The following is an 18,163-nucleotide window of genomic DNA, read 5'->3' as shown; positions in this document are numbered from 1 at the left end:
TTACATCAGTTGTTTTATAAAGCAGTTGTGTAACTGATTGAAAAAGAATGTGAAATTGTAAAATCTGATAGTATAGAGACGACTAACAGAACGTCGGTAATGTATCAGATGTGTGGTTAATTTACTAAATTTGTGGTTTATATAGCCTATTTTGAATCGTACAAACTAGTAAAAATGTATTTTCATTAGCGCTATAAATTGGTCCTAAACACTATATTTTGATGTTTCAGTCAGTAATAGATCAAATTTTTCAAAGCAAGCAAAAGCCAAATTTTATTATTACGGCTTGTGTACTGTTGTTTGTTTTTACAAACGTAGTATTGGATTATTCCTTTACCCTGTTTCAAAATAGTGCGTTCTACATTTCAGAATCGCTATTGTTCAGTTCCTACTGGGTATTATTTCTTCCTTTACTAATAGTTGTTTTAAAATGGATCAGAAAAACGGAAAACCTGACGGTAAGAATACTGGTAATAAGTGCAGCAATTCTTCTTCATTTGTTTTCTTATCCGATATTGGTCTGGATTATTTCAAAAGCATTCTACGATCACACCTTTTCTTATTGGCAGACTTTCAATTTTGGTTTGTCGGCTTATTTTATAAAAACGGTAATCATTTATGGATTTTCACTGATGGTCTTTATTTTATGGAATAGAAAAAGCGAGTCTTTACAATTAATAGAAAAGATCGATGAGCAAAGGAAAGGGCAAAATTTTATACGCTCTATTTTAATTTCTGATCCTCATAATAAAAAGCTGCTTCTGGAAGCAGCTGAAATTCTTTATTTTGAAGCAAATTCACCATACATCAACATTTATCATTCTTCTAAAAAATACCTGCATACTCAAACACTGAGAGCTTTGGAAACCCAATTGGATGAAAAACAATTTGTCCGTATTCATAAATCACATATTGTGAATATAAGCAAGATTTCATCTATACAGTCCCGCCAAAATGGGGACTATGATGTTACACTCTGTGAGGATACTATTTTAAGGGTCAGTCGCAATTATGCTAAAAATTTCAAATCAAAATTTTCAGAACACAATCAGCTTACCTTAAAATAAACTCGTCTTACTGTATTTCATTTGACAGTCAGCTATATCCATCCTGATATTTGCAGAAAAAAGTACTACAATGAAAAAAGTAACCATTTGCAAAACGTTTTTTATAGCCCTGTTGTTTAGCAGTTGTAACGGACAGAATAATCCAAAACCTCAGATTAAAAATAGTAATACTGTAGGTGGAGGGTGTGATGGCTGTGAACTGATGTACATCGAAATGGCAAAAGAAATTTCTTCTGTTAGCACAAGTCCGGGATGGAGTGAAAAAGGACAAAAGTTAATCGTTACCGGTACTGTCTTTCAACTGGACGGTAAAACAGTAGCACCAAATGTAATTATTTACTATTGGCAGACGGATAACGACGGATATTATTCGCCCACACCCGGAATGGACGAAACAATCAAACGGCATGGGCATATTCGCGGTTGGGTCAAAACAGATGCTAAAGGAAAATACACGATAAGAACCATTCGTCCGGCACCGTATCCCAACGATGTTTTGCCGGCACACATCCATTTGTCGGTCAAAGAACCAGATGTTAAAAAGGAGTATTATACAGATGAAATTAATTTTGATGATGATAAATTACTCCTTGCTTATAGAAAGAAGCACCTTCCTGAAAACCGAGGCGGAAGTGGTATTGTAAGGGTCCTGTTAAAAGACAGTTTACAGATTGCAGAACATGATATTGTTTTGGGGTTAAATATTCCGAATTATCCCAAGAAAGCACCAGCACTACTTCATTCGGGATTAAATATTGGAGAAGATCAGCCTTCTTTTATGCCTTTTCACGCATTTGGTCCGGACAAAGGAACACAAACCTGTCCCGTTTGTAAGTATGGACGTTATCATGGAATTATTTACTTTGCAGGCAACAATCCTGATTGGACAGCTATAAAAAAGTGGCTGTTGTTTTTAGAAAAAGAAAGCGAAAAACGCAGGCAGTATCTCAAAGTCTATTTTGTATACGGAAACCATAAAAATTACTCTAAAAACCAGCGGCAGCTTCAGTTGGAGAACTTAGGGAAGCTGCTTCATATTAAAAATACAGCTTTAACCTTTGTTCCGTCCTTTACAGACCAGGTAACAGAAGCTGATTTGAATAAGATAAATCCAAAAGTAAAAAACACCTTTATCGTATACAAACAGAGAAGCATTGTCGATAAATATATCAATCTGGAGCCAACAGATGAAAATTTCAAAATGATTTCGGGTTCTTTAAATAAAACGCAAGGAGAATATTTTGATTTGCGGGAACCTGAACACGATTAGACCGACCTGTATAGAAATGGGTTACCCCCGAAACATTATCAGGTTGAATTAGGGAGTATAATGTTAAGATAAAATGGTAAAAAATTGACCTGCCCTAATTTGGCGGGTCTGTTTATTTTATAGCATTACAATTGATTTGCTGTCAGAAATGTGCAGTATACGATCTTCTGGCAGCCTACATAAGCATTAGCCGTATTTGTATTGGATATAAACGATTTTATGAATTTTGGTATTTAACCACCTCATTATCAAATGTTTTTCACTATGGTGATTGAGGTTTTTTTACCCGCTTTTTAGATATATTATAAGAGATAAAATCCTACTTTATCGTTTTTTTTATTAAATTAGCTAAAGCTTTAATGGTATTGTTCGTCAGCTTTTTGTTAAAGATTGATGTACTATGAGACGACTACTTTATTCAGGTATATTTTTTTTCGCTTTGGAGATATAATAATGGAGCGCAAGTAGAGTTCATCAAAATCTTTTATCTGAAAGTTAGTATTCATTTGCTGAAGCGAATGAAGTAATGAACATACTAAACTAAGCATAAAACTGCTTTTCTTGTCCTTTTTTAATCCAATTGCTTTTACTTTAAAAGAGTATCGCAATGCAGTACCAAATTGAAAAAAGTATGAAAGAGAAAATCGAAAATCTGGAACAATCTAAGAACATTCAGGAATTTCTTTTGGCAATAAAGAGAAAATCGGATAATTTAATTAATTACTTTCTGGTCGCTTTTTTTATTATAGGTTTATTATTAGCGTTTTGTTATGATACCTGGGAGATTGCAATTGGAGTGGGGGGAATATTGCTTATTGCTTATTATTCATCAAAATTAGCGTTGCCGGAATCTGACTTTTATCAGTATGTTCTCAGTACCGTATTGGGGATTTTCATGTGCCAGTTTATTTATCAGATGCACGGTATGTTTGAGATGCATTTTACGGCATTTGTTGCAAGTGCAATACTTATCACTTATCAAAACTGGAAACTGCAAATACCGCTAACATTAGTAGTAATAATTCATCATGCACTATTTGGTTATTTGCAATATAGTGGTGTCAGTGGTATTTATTTTACTCAGTTGGATTATATGACACTGCGCACTTTTGTGATTCACATACTATTAGCCACGACCATTTTTGGGCTTTGTGGATTGTGGGCTTATCAATTTAAAAATTACAGTGAAGCTCATATTAATCAGACCTTTAAAAAAAGAGAAATTGAAAATCAGGAATTAAAAACGGCAAATTACGAATTGGATCGTTTTGTGTATAGTACCTCTCATGATTTACGTGCTCCATTGAATTCTATGCTTGGACTTATTGAAATAGCCAAAGACGATACAACTGAAGCGTTAATGATTGGACATCTTGAAATGTTAAAGGAGAATGCCGAAAAGTTAGATAATTTCATTTGTGATATCCTGGATTATTCGCGAAACTCACGGATGGAAATCGAGAAGCAAAGGATCAATTTTAAAGAACTTATCAAAGAGGTAACCCAAAATTTAAAATTCATGGGAGATTCTAACCGAAGAGTTGATTTTAAAGTTGATATTATTGGTAATGCTTCGGTCTACTCCGATAAAAACCGGCTTACGACTATTCTGAACAATCTGATTTCAAATTCAATCCGCTATCAAAATTTTAAGGTTTCAAACCCATTTGTCAATATTAAAATTGATATTTCCAACATCGAAACCAATATTGTTGTTGAGGACAATGGAATCGGAATTCAGCAAGATTTACATCCAAAAATATTTGACATGTTTTATCGCGTTTCCCGAGAGTCGGTTGGTTCAGGATTGGGACTTTATATTGTAAAAGAAGCAATCTATAAACTCAATGGAGATATAAAAGTTCAATCTGAAATTGGTCATGGAACCACTTTTACGATTAAAATCCCAAACAAGTAAATACCTTAAGCTATGGAACAGAACACAACACAACCCTACTTTAGAAAAATCCTTGTCATAGACGATAGTGCTACAGATCGTTATATTGCAAAGCGAATGGCCGAAAAGTATTATTTTGCTGAGGAAATTGTTTTAGAAGAGTTAGCCACAACAGCACTTGAATATTTACGTTCGTTAGAAGATACACCCGATTTGCTTCCGCAATTTATTTTTCTCGATATCAACATGCCTGAAATGAATGGTTTTGAGTTTCTTGAGGAATATGCAAAACTTTCTGAATCAATCAAACTAAATTGTATTATAATGATGATTACTTCTTCAACGCATCCCGAAGATCTCAAACGGGCAGAAAGTAACCCCTTGGTAATAGGCTTTCTGAACAAACCCCTTTGTAAAGAGAAATTTGAAGGCATAAAACAGGAGTTTCTATTAAAAAATCATTAAACATAGATGGCTGAAAGTTAAATTTTATTAGTTAGTATAACTCCGACCGTGATAACCGTATAAGTCTAAAAAGCAATGAGCCCGATGTAATATCGGGCTCATTATTGTAAGCATATAATTCTCTAAAATTTTGGGGCAATTTTACTTTGAAGTTATTTTATAGACTTACAATTCAGGATTGTTTAATCGGGCATCTAAAGGAAATGGCAGCGTATATCGCGGATCATTTTCTATTAGTGTATAATTTTCTCCATTGAAAGTATGGATGATTTGTTTTTGAGTTGTTCTACGCAAATCAAACCAGCGGTGACCTTCTACAGCAAACTCACGTTGTCTTTCCTGAGCGATAAAATCAAGAAGCTGAGTTTGTGTCATGGCAGCAATCGACAGGCTTAACTGATCAAAAGCCGTAGTTTTATATCTGTTTTTGATGAAAGCGATTACCGTCGTTCTTGCGGTAGGCAGATCGTTTAATTGTGCCGATGCTTCTGCTTTTGTCAGGTACAATTCGGCGGTTCTAAAAGTACATTTTTGTGCAATATCACCACCTTTTCTAAATCTGTATCTGCTTCCGCTTGCCTGATAATACAACGCAAAACGCAAGTCGTTTGTTTTATCATAAGCACCTGTTAAAGTTGGTGCAGCATATGATGTTCCTTTCAAAAGATTAATAAATGGATCCTCAAGTGCTAATATAGATTCTGGTCCGTTGTAAAGATTAGGTAAAGCAGCAGTAGTGTTTAAGTTGATTAAAGCACTTTTGTATGTCATTGCTTTATCTGCAGCAGCAATAGCTTTTGCCCATTCTTTTCTGTATAAGAAAATTCGGGATTCCATTGCATATAAAGCAGCTTTAGAAAAACGGTAGTTGATACCCGCTGTTTGAGTGTCTAAATTCAATAATTTTTTTGCCTCTTCATTATCAGATAAAATCTGGTCGTAAATAACCGCAACACTTTGAGGAACGTAAGCCTGCTCTAAATCTATTTTTAAAGCCAACGGAACCCCTCTGTCTGTTGCAGCTGTTGCAGCATTAAAAGGTTTACTGAAGATATTCAATAAATCAAAATAAGATAATGCTCTTAGTGCATAAGCTTCTCCTAGTAATTGATTTTTCTCTGCAGAAGGTGCTAATTTTACGCTTGCTTCATTGATGATCACATTGGTATAGAAAATTCTGTTGTACAGAGCAGCATAAGGAAAACTATTGGTAGTTTTATCAGGATTGGCATCGTTCCAGATATAATGATCTCTGTAGAAAGTAGCATTATCATTAGATTCATCTAAAACCAATTCGTCTGTTCTAATAGTAGATAATGCTTTATGAATAGGAGTTGTAGAATAACCGGTTGTCATTACTGCTCTATAATCAGTTAAAGTTTCCGGAATTACTTTACCTACCGGCTCAACATCAAGATAATGATCACAGCTTACAGTAGTAATGGCTACGCCGGCAAAGAATACGTATTTTAGTATATTTTTCATTTTAAATCAGATTAAAAAGTTAGGTTACATCCTAAAGATATTGATCTTGGGATTGGTTGTGCATAGATATTTCCGAACGTTTCAGGGTCAAAGTAACCTTTATAATCAGAGCTGATTACAAATAAGTTTCTTCCTTCGATACTAAATCTAACACTGTCCATAAACAACGTTTTTGTCGCTGTTTTAGGCAATGAATATCCTAAACGAACGCTGCTTAAACGCATATAGCTCATTTCATGAACCCAAGTATCTAAATAGTTGTAAACATTAAGTGGTGCTCCTGCTGGAGAAAACCATTGGTAAGCCATCCATGAATCTCCTGTTCCTGAAGTTGGACTAGTAATTCCAGGTATGTTTGAACCGGTATTAGTAGGTGACCAGGCATTAAGTACATCTGTAGTGTAGTTCTGACCACGATCTAATTGTGTACCATTAAAATTTGGTTTTTCAACAACAGTTTGTTTAAGATTGAAAGTGGTAGCGATAGTAAGATCAAAATTATGAACTTTAAAAGTGTTGATAAAACCACCGGTAAATTTAGGATCTGCATCTCCAACATAAGTAAACAAATCTCTTGTTTCTTCATTCGTAAGTTTTGATTGCGAGAAAACTCCCGGGAAAAAATCTGCATAAGGATCAAAAAGACCAAAAAGAGCTTGCGTGTTTACAGTTTCTCCTTTTTTATTTACAAATAAAGGGAAACCACTTTCATCAATTCCGTTAGTTTTTAAGGCAAATACGGCATTAACAGGTAATCCTTGTCTTGAAGGTAAATAGGTGTTAGATCTTGTCTGGATACGATCAACGGTACTCTTATTATGAGCAAAATTAATAGTCGTGTTCCATTTAAAGTTCGGACGGTCAATGTTTCTTGTAGACAAAGAAATCTCGTATCCTTTATTCGTTACCTGAGCCCAGTTAGCGTTTGTATATTCAAAACCGTTTTCAACAGGAAGTGATTGTAAGCCAATTAAATCAGTACTTTTTCTTCCGTAAACATCGGTTATAATGTTAATACGGTTGTTGAATAACCCCAGATCCATTCCAAAGTTGGTATTGGTCGTCTTTTCCCATCTTAATTTATCATTTGGAGGAGAAGCTACACTAATAATAGGTTCTGATTGTCCCGGTAAAATAATAGTTGTTTGATTTGTTCCAACGACATACGGAGAAGTATTTTTATCGATATTTCCTTGTAAACCGTAAGACGCACGTAATCTTAAATTAGAAACTATTTCGCTATCTTTTAAGAAATTTTCTTCAGATACCGCCCATGAACCGGAAACTGCCCACAATGGCAAATATTTGTACTTAGGATCTGCACCAAATAAATCTGAACCGTCGTAACGAACACTTCCAAAGAACGTATATTTTCTGTCATACGTATAAGATGCTGTTGCGAAGAATGATGCAAATGCATTTTCGTTTTCATTCTTTAAATACGTTCTATAGGTTGGATTAGATGCATAACTTTGAGTCGGAAAAACAATTTGAGTGGTAGTCAATGTTTTCGGGTCGAAACCAAAACCTTTTGTATTAATAGCGGTGCTTTTGTTTTTTCTTAACTCATTACCCACCATAAATTCTAACTCATGTTTTCCTCCAAGAGTAGTGTTATAGTTTAACATCGTTTTCCAGTTGTATTGAAAAAAGTCAGTGTTTGAATTTTGAATAATTCCGCCGACAGGAAGGAAATAAGTATAAGCTCCATTTGCAAATACACTTGTTTTTTCTCTTTCTTTTCTTGTAAAGTAAGTGTCTTTACCAGCATATTTTTCAGAAGCATTATTGTCAAACTGTAAACCAATTTGGGTACTTGCTTTTAATCCTTTTGTAATATTATAATCAACGTCAAGTAATGCTTTTATAGATCTTGTTGTCAATTCGTAATTGGTATTTTCTCTTTCTTCTAAGTAATTAAAAGGAATATATACACTTCCATTTCCATACCCGGTCATGTCTTTATCATAATTATAACTTCCATCAGCATTTAATGGAGCTAGATATGGATTTGCGTTTCTGGAGTAATTAGCAGGATTTGTAAAAGTGTCCGTATCTGAAATATAAGATGATTTTTTACTTTGTGTACCAAAAATTCCAACGCCAACACGCAATTTATCAGTTACATCAAAGTTGTTTTTTAAGGTAAGGTTGTATCGGTCAAAACCAGTTCCGATAGTAGCACCTTGTTCGTTGTAAGCTCCTAAAGAGAAATAGTAATCTGATTTTTCTCCACCACCAGATAAACCTAATGTATATTGTTTGTTGATGGCACTTCGGTACAATAAATCACCCCAATTGGTATTGATGTTTCTTAAAGAGTTGATTGAGTTTTGTGTTGTTGGACTTAGAGACGAAAAACCTCCCGATCTGTAGGCTCCTAATTCATTAGCCTGTTTAAGAATACGGGAAATTTCTCCGTTACCGTCTCTGTAAGTCAAATCTTCTCTTGAAGCCAGCGAAAGTTCAAAATCTACTTTTTGAGAAGAATTTAAAAGATTTAATTTAGAAAAATCAGGTTTTTGTGTCATGAAAGTATTGACATTCAAGTCTACTTTCATGCTTCCTTTTTTTCCTTTTTTAGTCGTTACCACAATAACACCGTTTGCAGCTCTTGCTCCGTAAATGGCAGTTGCAGCAGCATCTTTTAATATGGTAATATCTTTAATATCCTCAGGATTTAAACCTGCGATAGAAAAATTGCTTAAAACATCGATATTGTCTTTGTCATAATTTTGAGGAACGTCATTTCCTTCAAGTGGCAAACCATCCAAAACCCATAATGGATCTTGTGCACCGTTAAGAGAGGCAGTACCACGAACTCTGATTTTTGCAATGGTTCCCGGAGCTCCTGTTTGTTGTGTTACGGCAACACCCGCAACCTGACCTACTAACATTTGATCTAAACTCGCAACACCCGCTTGTTTGATATCTGCCATATCCACTTTGGCAACAGCAGATGTCAGCTTTCTCTTTTCGATTTTCTGATAACCGGTAACTACGATTTCCTTTAATTCGCTTACATCTGACTTTAAAGAAATGTTGTATTGATTTTTATCTGTAATGTCAATTGTATAAGGCAGGTAACCCATATAGGTTACTCTTAGAGATTTGATATTATGGTTTATTTTCAATTCAAAGGCACCGTCAAAGTCACTTACAGTTCCCAGACCGGCACTTTGAATTACTCCTTTTTCAGAGGTGTTGTTTGATACGGAACTGTTTTCAACAGCAATGGTGACTCCCGGTATCGGCAGTCCATCTTTGGCATCAAGTACCTTTCCTTTAATAGTCCTTTCCTGCGCAAACCCCGAGAGGGTAAGTAGGAAACTCAGCATGTAAAATAAATTTTTCATTGGGTTGTTTTTGGATTATGTTAATTTAAAGTGTGTTGTTTAGTGCTTTTTCAATACGCTGGATCAGATCGAAATAGTGATTCTTTGTCTCTTGATTTCCAATGTTTCTTTTCGTCTTTAAAAGTTTCAGAATCTGATTCAATTCTCCTTTTTTATCAGAAGTCACTTCGGAAACTCTCTTTAATGAAGACTGATTGATGTTGCGCGCCATTTTTGATTCTTGCAGATAATCACATAAATGAGGCATTTTTAAAGTCTCTTCTAATTGAATAATTTTCTTGCTATCTGTTTTTTCAAAAAGTTTATTGGTCGAAACAATCAATACATCTACATAGTTTTTCTGTGTCATACGTTCCATAATCGTAAGCGATTTGTTTTGAATCGTAGGAGCGAAAATGTTTTGGTGAACAGTTTTAAATAATTGTGTTACGGTATAAACATTTTCTTTGGCTTCATTACGTTGGAACAGCTCATTTTCTGTAATTCTCAACAAACGATCATCACTTAACAGGTTGTATAAAATTCCATATTGTAATTCTCTTGCCAGGGTGTAAGGAGTGTACTCATATGGTCCAAGAGGAGAATCTTTCAAAGGATTTGTTTTGTCCAGAATCGGGTTAAAGAACAACCATTCCGGAAGCGCAATACTATTTTTCAATAAATACGAAACAGCTCTTTTTTGAATGGCAGCCGGAACTGGAACATAACTTGCTTTATTGTCACCGTGAACCGTGGTATTCAGATAAATTCCTCCCACATTTGTTAACACATGATAGTTGTAAAGATTCCACTGACCAATAGCTCCAATATAAAGTTTACCCGTTTGATAGTAAGATTCATCTTTATCATACGTCCACTCAAGGATTTTACCTACCACTTTTTTAAGGTTTTTAAGCCCGTATTCGCTGGCTTTCATGGCATCATCACCTAAATCCTCAGATTGCGAACGCGGGTCAATTGTACTGTCACCGTCCTGCTGCTCTCCGTAGAAATAAACCGGATCGTTCTGGTGTTTTGCAATCAGATCGTTAAGCGCAGTGTGTTCTTCGTTCTGGTCTGCATACCATTTGTAACCCCATTCGATAGCATATTTATCGTATTCACCAATTTTTGGCGTAATCGCTTCAACATGATCTTCGGGCTGCGCAATATAGTTGTAACGGGCATAATCCATGATTGATGGAGCTGTTCCACCCATTTTTGCTGTAAAATCTTTAGACCTTAACGATTCCACCGGATAAGCGAATGAAGCACCCATATTGTGTTTTAAACCAAAAGTATGTCCCACTTCATGAGACGATACAAAACGGATCGCTTCTCCCATGTGTTCGTCACTAAACTTATTTCCTCTGGCTTTCGGATCAATGGCACCTGTCTGAATGCGCATCCAGCTTTGCAGTGAAGTCATTACATTGTGCCACCAGATAATATCCGATTCTATAATCTCCCCGCTTCTTGGGTCTACTACTGCAGGTCCCATAGCATTAGATTTTTGAGAAGCTACATATGTAATTACAGAATAACGTACGTCGTCGACATCAAAATCAGTATCTTCCTCAGTAGGTTCCTTGGCGATTACAGCATTTTTAAATCCGGCTCTTTCAAAAGCAACCTGCCAGTCGCGAACCCCTTCAATAATATAAGAACGCCATTGTTTTGGTGTCGATGGATCGATGTAATACACAATTGGCTTTTTAGGTTCTACCAATTCGCCTTTGCGGTATTTTTCGATATCTTCTTTTTTAGGCTCCAGTCTCCAGCGTGTGATTAATTCTTTCTCCTGCATAGCATGCTGACTGTCGCTGAAATACCAGTGTTTTTCAGAGAAATACCCGACACGCTTGTCTGCAAAACGCGGTTGCATAGGTCTTTTATCCAGTAAAATAATGTTGGACGTCACTCCAAGAGTAACCGAAAGGGCAGGACCGCCTTCGCTTACAGATGTAGTAAGTTGTGATTTTACAACAATATTTTTAGGAAACGTTTTTACATTTTCTATATACGATAGTTCCGATTTTACAGATCCGCCAAAGCCAATGTTGCTCAATACATCATTGAAACTCTTTTGCTTACCGTCGAAAACCTTATTTGCTTTAATGACAACCGAAGTCGAATCGTTATTCTTGGTTTCAATATCAAAAACTTCAATAATAGATTCTGAGAAATTACTGTTTACCGAAGCCGTAATAGCATCCCCAACAGGTGATGAAACCTTTGGAACAGAAGATTTTACCCAAACTTTCTTGGCCACTAAATCTTTGTGAAACGTTATAATTTTATTCTCGTAGTTCATTCCTTTATTCAATCCGGCATCATTAACAGGCAAAGGAACACTCGATATTTTGTTGACTACTAAAAACTCTCTTTGAAAAAGAGAATCATTAATTTCCAGGTATAAATCTGTTTTGACCTGAATGGTGTTAAAAAGTCCTTTCTTGAAAGTTCCCTTTTTAACAAGATCATCATACTTTTTTCCTTTTGAATCTTTTAATGAATCTTTAACTTGTACAGTTTTGTCTTCTTTATTCTTTTTATTCTTTTTTTGAGAAACCATAGTACTGGTGCTCAGTACCAATACCAATAAAACGATATTTTTTAGGTTTATCAACAATGCCTTTTCTCTCATTGAAAGTTAAGTTTAGGTTAATTTTTGGCTAAAAATATTGCAGGGGTAACGTTAAAAAAAACAAAATGGAGTGAGTGGCTTTTTTTCGGGAGTGAATGTTTTCTTTTATCCAATTAAAGGCAAAATGCAAGTAAAATCGCCGTCTTTTTTGAAGACTTTGAAATCGTCCTTAGCATAATATTTGTAAATAATTTCTAAGTATTTGTGACCAAACTTGGATTCTTTGCCAAAGTTTTGCTTTTCGTTTAAATTATTGGTAATAATTACAACGTTTTCTTTAATGTCAATTGTTATTTTTAAAGGGGTTTCTTCAGAAGCAATATTGTGTTTTATGGCGTTTTCTACCGCGATCTGAAAAGCCAGATACGGCACTTTTTTAGCCAGATTATTTTCGTCTTCGATCTGAATCGAAAAGACAAATTCTTTCGTAAAGCGGGTTTGTTGCAGAAATATATACTTTTCGATAAAAAGCAGTTCTTCCTGTACCGTAACAATATTGTTAACCGGGGGCGTAATCAGATATCTGTAGATTTTGGACAGATTCAGGGTAAATTTTCGCGCAACAGCCGTGTTACTTTCAATAAGCATGTATAACGAATTCAGCGAGTTGAACAGAAAGTGCGGATTGATTTGTTCTTTCAGTTGCTGCAGCTGAATGAGGGCTTTCTCTTTATTAATTTTTTCGTTTTCTATCAAAAGATTGTTTTTTTCCTGTGCCAGTACTTCTTTTTCCTGAAAATTTTTACGAGTGAAAAGAGTAAATAAATAGAAGAATACGATTAAAATAGCTGTTGTAACGATGTAAATTAAGGAAGCATACTTTTTTACAGTATTGACATCTTCATTGGATATTTTCTCCGCAAAGTTTACACAGATGTACCAATCCGTTCCTTTTACATTGAGTCGTTTGGTATAGCGTACAATGTCCAGACCTAAATATTCCGAAAGCGCAATTTGTCGGCTGAAACTGTTTTTATTGGTAAAAGTAGTATCATTGGCACGAAGGTCTGTAATTTTGAAAACATTCTTCTTCAGCAATTTTACTTCAGGATGGTAGAGGATTGTTCCTTTTTTATCAAACACAAAAGCATAATTGAGCGCTTTTTGGTCAATGGTAGAAAAATAGGTTTGAAGTGCCTTCAAATCAATGTCATACCCGTATCGAATGACCGTACCATTTGTCGCGATGTACTTGTAATAAATGCGCCAGAAAAAATCCTGCTTATTCTCAACAATGCAATTGTATGCACTGAGATTCCCGTTTTTAACAGCAAAATCTTTGATGGAAGCTTCCAGATTTGGACTATTTTTAGCAGTTACAAAAGTGATATGCTCCTTATTAATCTGAAACCAATTGTTTTTAATAAGACTGTCATTGGCGTGAATTGTGCTGAGTACCTTTAGATTATCCGACAGATTCCGGGTATTGCTCATTTCAACAATACGTTTTAACTCCTTTTGAATTTCTAAAAAATGCGACAATTCCTGTACAAGCACTTCCTGTTTTTTCAGAAAGCCTCGTTCTTCAGTGGCAGTATTTGATTTTTCGGTGATCTCCGTTATAAAACTGCTCAGAATATAAATTGAAAGCAGTGTGAGGACAATAAAGATAATTCCTAAAATAAAGAAGTTCCTGCGGGAAAAGGTATTTTTAAAAGTAAATTTCAACGATGTGGATTAAAATATAAGGCAGTATTACAGGCCTTAAAGAGCAATAAGTTTTATTTTTTTAGGGTGCAAATATAAAACTTTTTATTTGATACTGTTGTAGTTAGCAAAAGTTAACAGTATTTCGAAGGGTACGTTTAGTAAAAATCTTGTTAAGAGTAGAAAAGTTTCTGGTTTCAGGTTTCAAGTTTCAAGTTTCAAGTTTCAGGTTTCAAGTTTCAGGTTTCTGTTTTCGGGTTTCAGGTTTGGAATGAGAATAGAATTGTGATATGATTTAACCGCAAAGATTTTCGCAAGGTTCGCAAAGTTTAAGTTTAGCTTTGCGAACCTTTTTTTTACAAAATCCTGTTTAGTAAAAAAACTTGCGGACTTTGCGGTTAAATTTTGTAAGTCTTACACCAATTTCAAACCTGAAACCTGAAACTAAAAAACTATGAAATCTGCAGATGTTCCATATTTTTTCCTACCAAAGTTCTGGTACCCTTCACTTTAAAACCTAATTTTAAGTACAGTTTTTTGGCGTTCGGGTTAGCGTCTTCCACCAATAGTCCGAGAGTTCTTTGATTTTGAGTTACATACTCGTCAATTAAAAATTGCAGCAGTTTAGAGCCGATCCCTTTTCCCTGATGATTTGGACTCACACCAACCGAATCAATATAAAATTCACCACTTTGCGTTTCGTCTTCAGGATTAAAATCAGCATTGAAATTCAGACGAACATAATCAACAATTGGTTTTCTCAACGAATGCAATTGTCCTCCGTCATAAACAGCAACAGCACCAATAATTTGGTCGTCTTCCTCCGCTACATAACAATTTTGATAGGAGTATTGATTATTCTCGCTTTCAACAAAATGAAGGAGGAAATAGTAGGCCGTTTTAGGATCCTTTTCACCTGTAAATTTATAGATAATGTCTTCCATTGCCAGCAGCAAAAGTGCTGTAATATTTTCTGAATCTTCAATTGTTGCTTTTCTGATAATCATGATAAATGCGTTTAGTGTACAAAATTACACCAACTTTTACAGATGAATCAATTTTGCTCAATATTTGTGATAAAAAATTGCCTTTTTCATAAAATTTAAAGAAATAGTTGGTACTATAGGGTATAATTTTTAAATAGTTAATTTGTTTATTATTAATAACTTACGTGTGTTTTAAAGTGTGCTTTTTCGTTTAGCTGATCGAGTGTAATAATTTCAAAAATGAGAGTAGTCAGCGTTTTTCTTGTTGCGCAAAACGATAGTTTTTGTAGTATAAAGGCTATCTTTTTAAGAGTAGCTGTTGATAACTGTTTTTAGGGCGAAGCCTTTTTTTAGCCCCTATGCTGTTGATAACTCTATTTAGATTTAGTATAAATAACTGATGTATTGCCTCTTACGGTTTATTTTCCTGCTGTTGATAAAACGCAAAAAAGAGGGAAGATTTCAGGGAGTCAAACTGTTGATAATTGCGTTGTTTTTTAACATCAAAAAAGGGGTGAAAGAAGATCGCGGGGTTAAATTTGTACCTATAGAAATGTCGTTTATACCTCCCCAAGAACGAAGCATTTTTATCCAGGTTCAGTCACCATTTAATACTTATATATATGTCTATATTTGATAAAAGAATCAATTATAAACCTTTCGAGTACCCGGAGGTTTTGCAATTTACAGAAGCCATAAATAAAGCGTATTGGGTTCATACAGAGGTTGATTTTACAGCCGATACACAGGATTTTCATTCTCATTTAAATGCTGCGGAGAAAACCGCCATTAAGAATAGTCTATTGGCGATTGCACAGATAGAAGTAGCCGTGAAAAGTTTTTGGGGAAATATCTACGAGCATTTTCCAAAGCCGGAATTCAACGGCTTGGGGAGTACTTTTGCCGAATGTGAATTCAGACATTCTGAGGCTTATTCACGTTTGCTGGAAGTTTTAGGTTACAATGATGAATTTGAAAAACTGATGGAGATACCGGTTATCCGCAAACGTGTCGATTATCTTTCGGATGTGCTTAAGGATACCAAATCTCAGGACAATAAAAAGTATGTGATTTCACTGATTTTGTTCAGTATTCTGATCGAAAATGTGTCGCTTTTCAGTCAGTTTGCGATTTTATTGTCTTTTACGCGATTCAAAGGCTACATGAAGAATGTGAGTAACATTATTGCGTGGACTTCTATCGACGAGCAGATTCATGCCAATGGCGGTATCTATATCGTAAACAAAATTCGTGAAGAGTTTCCAGATTATTTCGATGAAGAAACGTTAACGCTTATTCGTGAGGCCGTGAAAAATTCAATAGAAGTAGAAGCCGATATATTAGACTGGATTTTTGAAGAAGGTGAAATTGAAACAATCAAGAAGACTGATTTGGTTAATTTCATGAAATTCAGAATCGACGAAAGTCTGGTTCAGATCAATATCCCGACTATTTTTAATGTTCCGGCAGATGATTATAAAGCGATGGCCTGGTTTGAAGAAGAAGTTTTTGCCAACAGCCTTGACGATTTCTTTGCCAAAAGACCAGTAGAATATACCAAACACGACAAAAGCATTACCGCAAACGACCTGTTCTAAAAAGCAAAATTACAATGATGAATACAATAGATACAACTTCAGCAAACAGCCTTCCGTTAAGTGAAGCCGAGAATAAAATGTGGTGGAAAAACTCTGAAAGTGAGCAAATCTTAAATCGTGGTTATCTTTTGAAGGGAGAAACTGTAGAAGGTGCAATTGACAGAATTTGTACCGCTGCGGCCCGACGATTATACAAACCCGAATTAAAGGAATCTTTTGTAGAAATGATCGAACGTGGCTGGATGAGCATCAGTTCGCCTGTTTGGGCGAATATGGGAACTGAACGCGGTTTGCCAATTTCGTGCTTTAATGTGCATGTTCCCGATGAAATAGAAGGAATCACCCACAAATTGGGAGAGGTGATTATGCAAACCAAAATTGGTGGAGGAACATCGGGGTATTTTGGAGAGCTGCGCGAGAGAGGAAGTGCTGTTACAGATAATGGAAAGAGTAGTGGAGCGGTAAGTTTTATGAAACTTTTTGATACTACAATGGATACCATTTCTCAGGGAGGGGTTCGCCGTGGGGCATTTGCTGCTTATTTAGATGTTGATCATCCGGATATCGAGGAATTTTTGAAGATTAAAAGTATTGGAAACCCGATTCAGAATTTGTTTACCGGAATCTGCGTGCCGGATTACTGGATGCAGGAAATGATTGATGGTGATGTCGACAAAAGACAAATTTGGGCGAAAGTATTAGAAAGCCGTCAGCAAAAGGGATTGCCTTATATCTTTTTCAGTGATAATGTAAATAAAAACAAACCACAAGTTTACAAAGACAAAAACCTGCGTATTAATGCCAGCAATTTGTGCAGCGAAATTATGCTGCCTTCCAGTCTTGACGAATCGTTTATTTGCTGTCTTTCGTCAATGAATCTCGAGCTTTACGAAGAATGGAGAGATACTGAAGCCGTAAAATTAGCGATCTTTTTCCTGGATGCCGTATTGCAGGAATTTATAGAAAAAACAGAAGGTAATTATTACCTTTCCGCAGCCAATCGATTTGCCAAAAGACACCGTGCACTTGGACTTGGTGTTCTGGGATGGCATTCGTATCTGCAAAAGAATATGATTCCGTTTGAAGGAATGGAAGCCAAGATGAAAACTACTGAAATTTTTAAACATATTAGTGATAAGGCCGATAAAGCCACTCAGGATCTGGCCCGAATTTATGGCGAACCGGAATTGCTTAAAGGTTATGGAAGACGTAATACAACCACTATGGCTATTGCACCAACCACTTCTTCATCGGCTATTTTAGGACAGACTTCGCCCGGGATTGAGCCTTTTAGCAGTAATTATTACAAAGCCGGTCTGAGCAAGGGAAATTTTATGCGTAAAAATAAATACCTTAAAATTTTACTGGAAGAAAAAGGACTCGACAATGAAGAGGTTTGGAGAGAGATCATGTTAAATGGCGGAAGCGTACAGCACATGACCCAGCTGACAAAAGAAGAGAAAGATGTTTTTAAAACCTTTAAAGAAATCAGTCAGTTAGAGATTGTACAGCAGGCCGCAATACGTCAGAAATTTGTCGATCAGGGACAAAGCATCAATTTGAATATCCCAGCCGATTTACCCATTAAGGAAGTAAACCGACTGCTTATAGAAGCTTGGCAGCTTGGAATTAAGAGTTTGTATTACCAACGCAGTCAAAGTGTCTCGAAAGAATTGGTAACCAGTTTGGTGAGCTGTAGCAGCTGTGAATCATAAAAATAGAAAAGGCCGGATGTATTATCCGGCCTTTCTGTTTGTTTTTTTTGA

11 protein-coding genes are annotated in these 18,163 nt (G+C 35.6%); 6 read left to right on the top strand and 5 right to left on the bottom strand.

Annotated features, from left to right (window positions below):
- Nucleotides 1-221: 221 nt before the first annotated feature.
- The 4 genes from LNQ34_RS20655 to LNQ34_RS20640 all read left to right on the top strand — a co-directional run bounded on the left by LNQ34_RS20655 (nucleotide 222) and on the right by LNQ34_RS20640 (nucleotide 4,699).
- The gene (locus LNQ34_RS20655; RefSeq protein ID WP_230001077.1) at nucleotides 222-1,067 is read left to right on the top strand and encodes a LytR/AlgR family response regulator transcription factor; all 846 of its coding nucleotides are present in this window, start codon (nucleotides 222-224) and stop codon (nucleotides 1,065-1,067) included.
- 70 nt (nucleotides 1,068-1,137) lie between these two features.
- Complete coding sequence (locus LNQ34_RS20650; RefSeq protein WP_230001076.1) at nucleotides 1,138-2,337, top strand: dioxygenase family protein; 1,200 nt, start codon at nucleotides 1,138-1,140, stop codon at nucleotides 2,335-2,337.
- A 607-nt stretch (nucleotides 2,338-2,944) separates the two neighbouring features.
- Nucleotides 2,945-4,255 (top strand): sensor histidine kinase, encoded by a 1,311-nt coding sequence (locus LNQ34_RS20645; protein WP_230001075.1) that lies wholly within the window; start codon nucleotides 2,945-2,947, stop codon nucleotides 4,253-4,255.
- Between the two features lie 12 nt (nucleotides 4,256-4,267).
- Entirely contained in the window at nucleotides 4,268-4,699 is a 432-nt protein-coding gene (locus tag LNQ34_RS20640; RefSeq protein ID WP_202701747.1) for a response regulator, read from the top strand.
- 165 nt (nucleotides 4,700-4,864) lie between these two features.
- Here the strand turns inward: LNQ34_RS20640 and LNQ34_RS20635 are convergent, their stop codons facing one another.
- The 5 genes from LNQ34_RS20635 to LNQ34_RS20615 all read right to left on the bottom strand — a co-directional run bounded on the left by LNQ34_RS20635 (nucleotide 4,865) and on the right by LNQ34_RS20615 (nucleotide 14,820).
- The gene (locus LNQ34_RS20635; RefSeq protein WP_230001074.1) at nucleotides 4,865-6,184 is read right to left on the bottom strand and encodes a RagB/SusD family nutrient uptake outer membrane protein; all 1,320 of its coding nucleotides are present in this window, start codon (nucleotides 6,182-6,184) and stop codon (nucleotides 4,865-4,867) included.
- Between the two features lie 11 nt (nucleotides 6,185-6,195).
- Nucleotides 6,196-9,540, bottom strand: coding sequence for a SusC/RagA family TonB-linked outer membrane protein (locus LNQ34_RS20630; RefSeq protein WP_230001073.1), 3,345 nt, complete (start codon nucleotides 9,538-9,540; stop codon nucleotides 6,196-6,198).
- A 25-nt stretch (nucleotides 9,541-9,565) separates the two neighbouring features.
- Nucleotides 9,566-12,166, bottom strand: a complete 2,601-nt coding sequence (locus LNQ34_RS20625; RefSeq protein ID WP_230001072.1) for a zinc-dependent metalloprotease — start codon at nucleotides 12,164-12,166, stop codon at nucleotides 9,566-9,568.
- A 105-nt stretch (nucleotides 12,167-12,271) separates the two neighbouring features.
- Nucleotides 12,272-13,834 (bottom strand): histidine kinase, encoded by a 1,563-nt coding sequence (locus LNQ34_RS20620; protein WP_230001071.1) that lies wholly within the window; start codon nucleotides 13,832-13,834, stop codon nucleotides 12,272-12,274.
- Nucleotides 13,835-14,265: 431 nt separating this feature from the next.
- A complete protein-coding gene (locus tag LNQ34_RS20615) occupies nucleotides 14,266-14,820 on the bottom strand; it encodes a GNAT family N-acetyltransferase (RefSeq protein ID WP_202701737.1) in 555 nt (184 codons plus the stop codon).
- A gap of 602 nt (nucleotides 14,821-15,422) precedes the next feature.
- On the opposite strand from LNQ34_RS20615, the gene LNQ34_RS20610 reads away from it, so the two are divergent.
- A complete protein-coding gene (locus LNQ34_RS20610; protein WP_202701735.1) occupies nucleotides 15,423-16,397 on the top strand; it encodes a ribonucleotide-diphosphate reductase subunit beta in 975 nt (324 codons plus the stop codon).
- A gap of 17 nt (nucleotides 16,398-16,414) precedes the next feature.
- Entirely contained in the window at nucleotides 16,415-18,112 is a 1,698-nt protein-coding gene (locus LNQ34_RS20605) for a ribonucleoside-diphosphate reductase subunit alpha (protein WP_230001335.1), read from the top strand.
- The last annotated feature ends 51 nt before the right edge of the window (nucleotides 18,113-18,163 follow it).

Source organism: Flavobacterium lipolyticum, assembly GCF_020905335.1.
In the GTDB taxonomy this organism is placed as follows: domain Bacteria; phylum Bacteroidota; class Bacteroidia; order Flavobacteriales; family Flavobacteriaceae; genus Flavobacterium; species Flavobacterium lipolyticum.
The sequence above is the reverse complement of the archived record's forward strand: the minus strand, read 5'-3'. Positions and strand labels throughout refer to the sequence as shown.

What these genes read in the sequence shown, in the direction of transcription:
- LNQ34_RS20610 (WP_202701735.1), top strand. Translation starts at nt 15,423, where the DNA reads ATGTCTATATTTGATAAAAGAATCAATTATAAACCTTTCGAGTACCCG.
- LNQ34_RS20630 (WP_230001073.1), bottom strand. Translation starts at nt 9,540, where the DNA reads ATGAAAAATTTATTTTACATGCTGAGTTTCCTACTTACCCTCTCGGGG.
- LNQ34_RS20635 (WP_230001074.1), bottom strand. Translation starts at nt 6,184, where the DNA reads ATGAAAAATATACTAAAATACGTATTCTTTGCCGGCGTAGCCATTACT.
- LNQ34_RS20615 (WP_202701737.1), bottom strand. Translation starts at nt 14,820, where the DNA reads ATGATTATCAGAAAAGCAACAATTGAAGATTCAGAAAATATTACAGCA.
- LNQ34_RS20655 (WP_230001077.1), top strand. Translation starts at nt 222, where the DNA reads ATGTTTCAGTCAGTAATAGATCAAATTTTTCAAAGCAAGCAAAAGCCA.
- LNQ34_RS20640 (WP_202701747.1), top strand. Translation starts at nt 4,268, where the DNA reads ATGGAACAGAACACAACACAACCCTACTTTAGAAAAATCCTTGTCATA.
- LNQ34_RS20650 (WP_230001076.1), top strand. Translation starts at nt 1,138, where the DNA reads ATGAAAAAAGTAACCATTTGCAAAACGTTTTTTATAGCCCTGTTGTTT.
- LNQ34_RS20605 (WP_230001335.1), top strand. Translation starts at nt 16,415, where the DNA reads ATGAATACAATAGATACAACTTCAGCAAACAGCCTTCCGTTAAGTGAA.
- LNQ34_RS20625 (WP_230001072.1), bottom strand. Translation starts at nt 12,166, where the DNA reads ATGAGAGAAAAGGCATTGTTGATAAACCTAAAAAATATCGTTTTATTG.
- LNQ34_RS20645 (WP_230001075.1), top strand. Translation starts at nt 2,945, where the DNA reads ATGCAGTACCAAATTGAAAAAAGTATGAAAGAGAAAATCGAAAATCTG.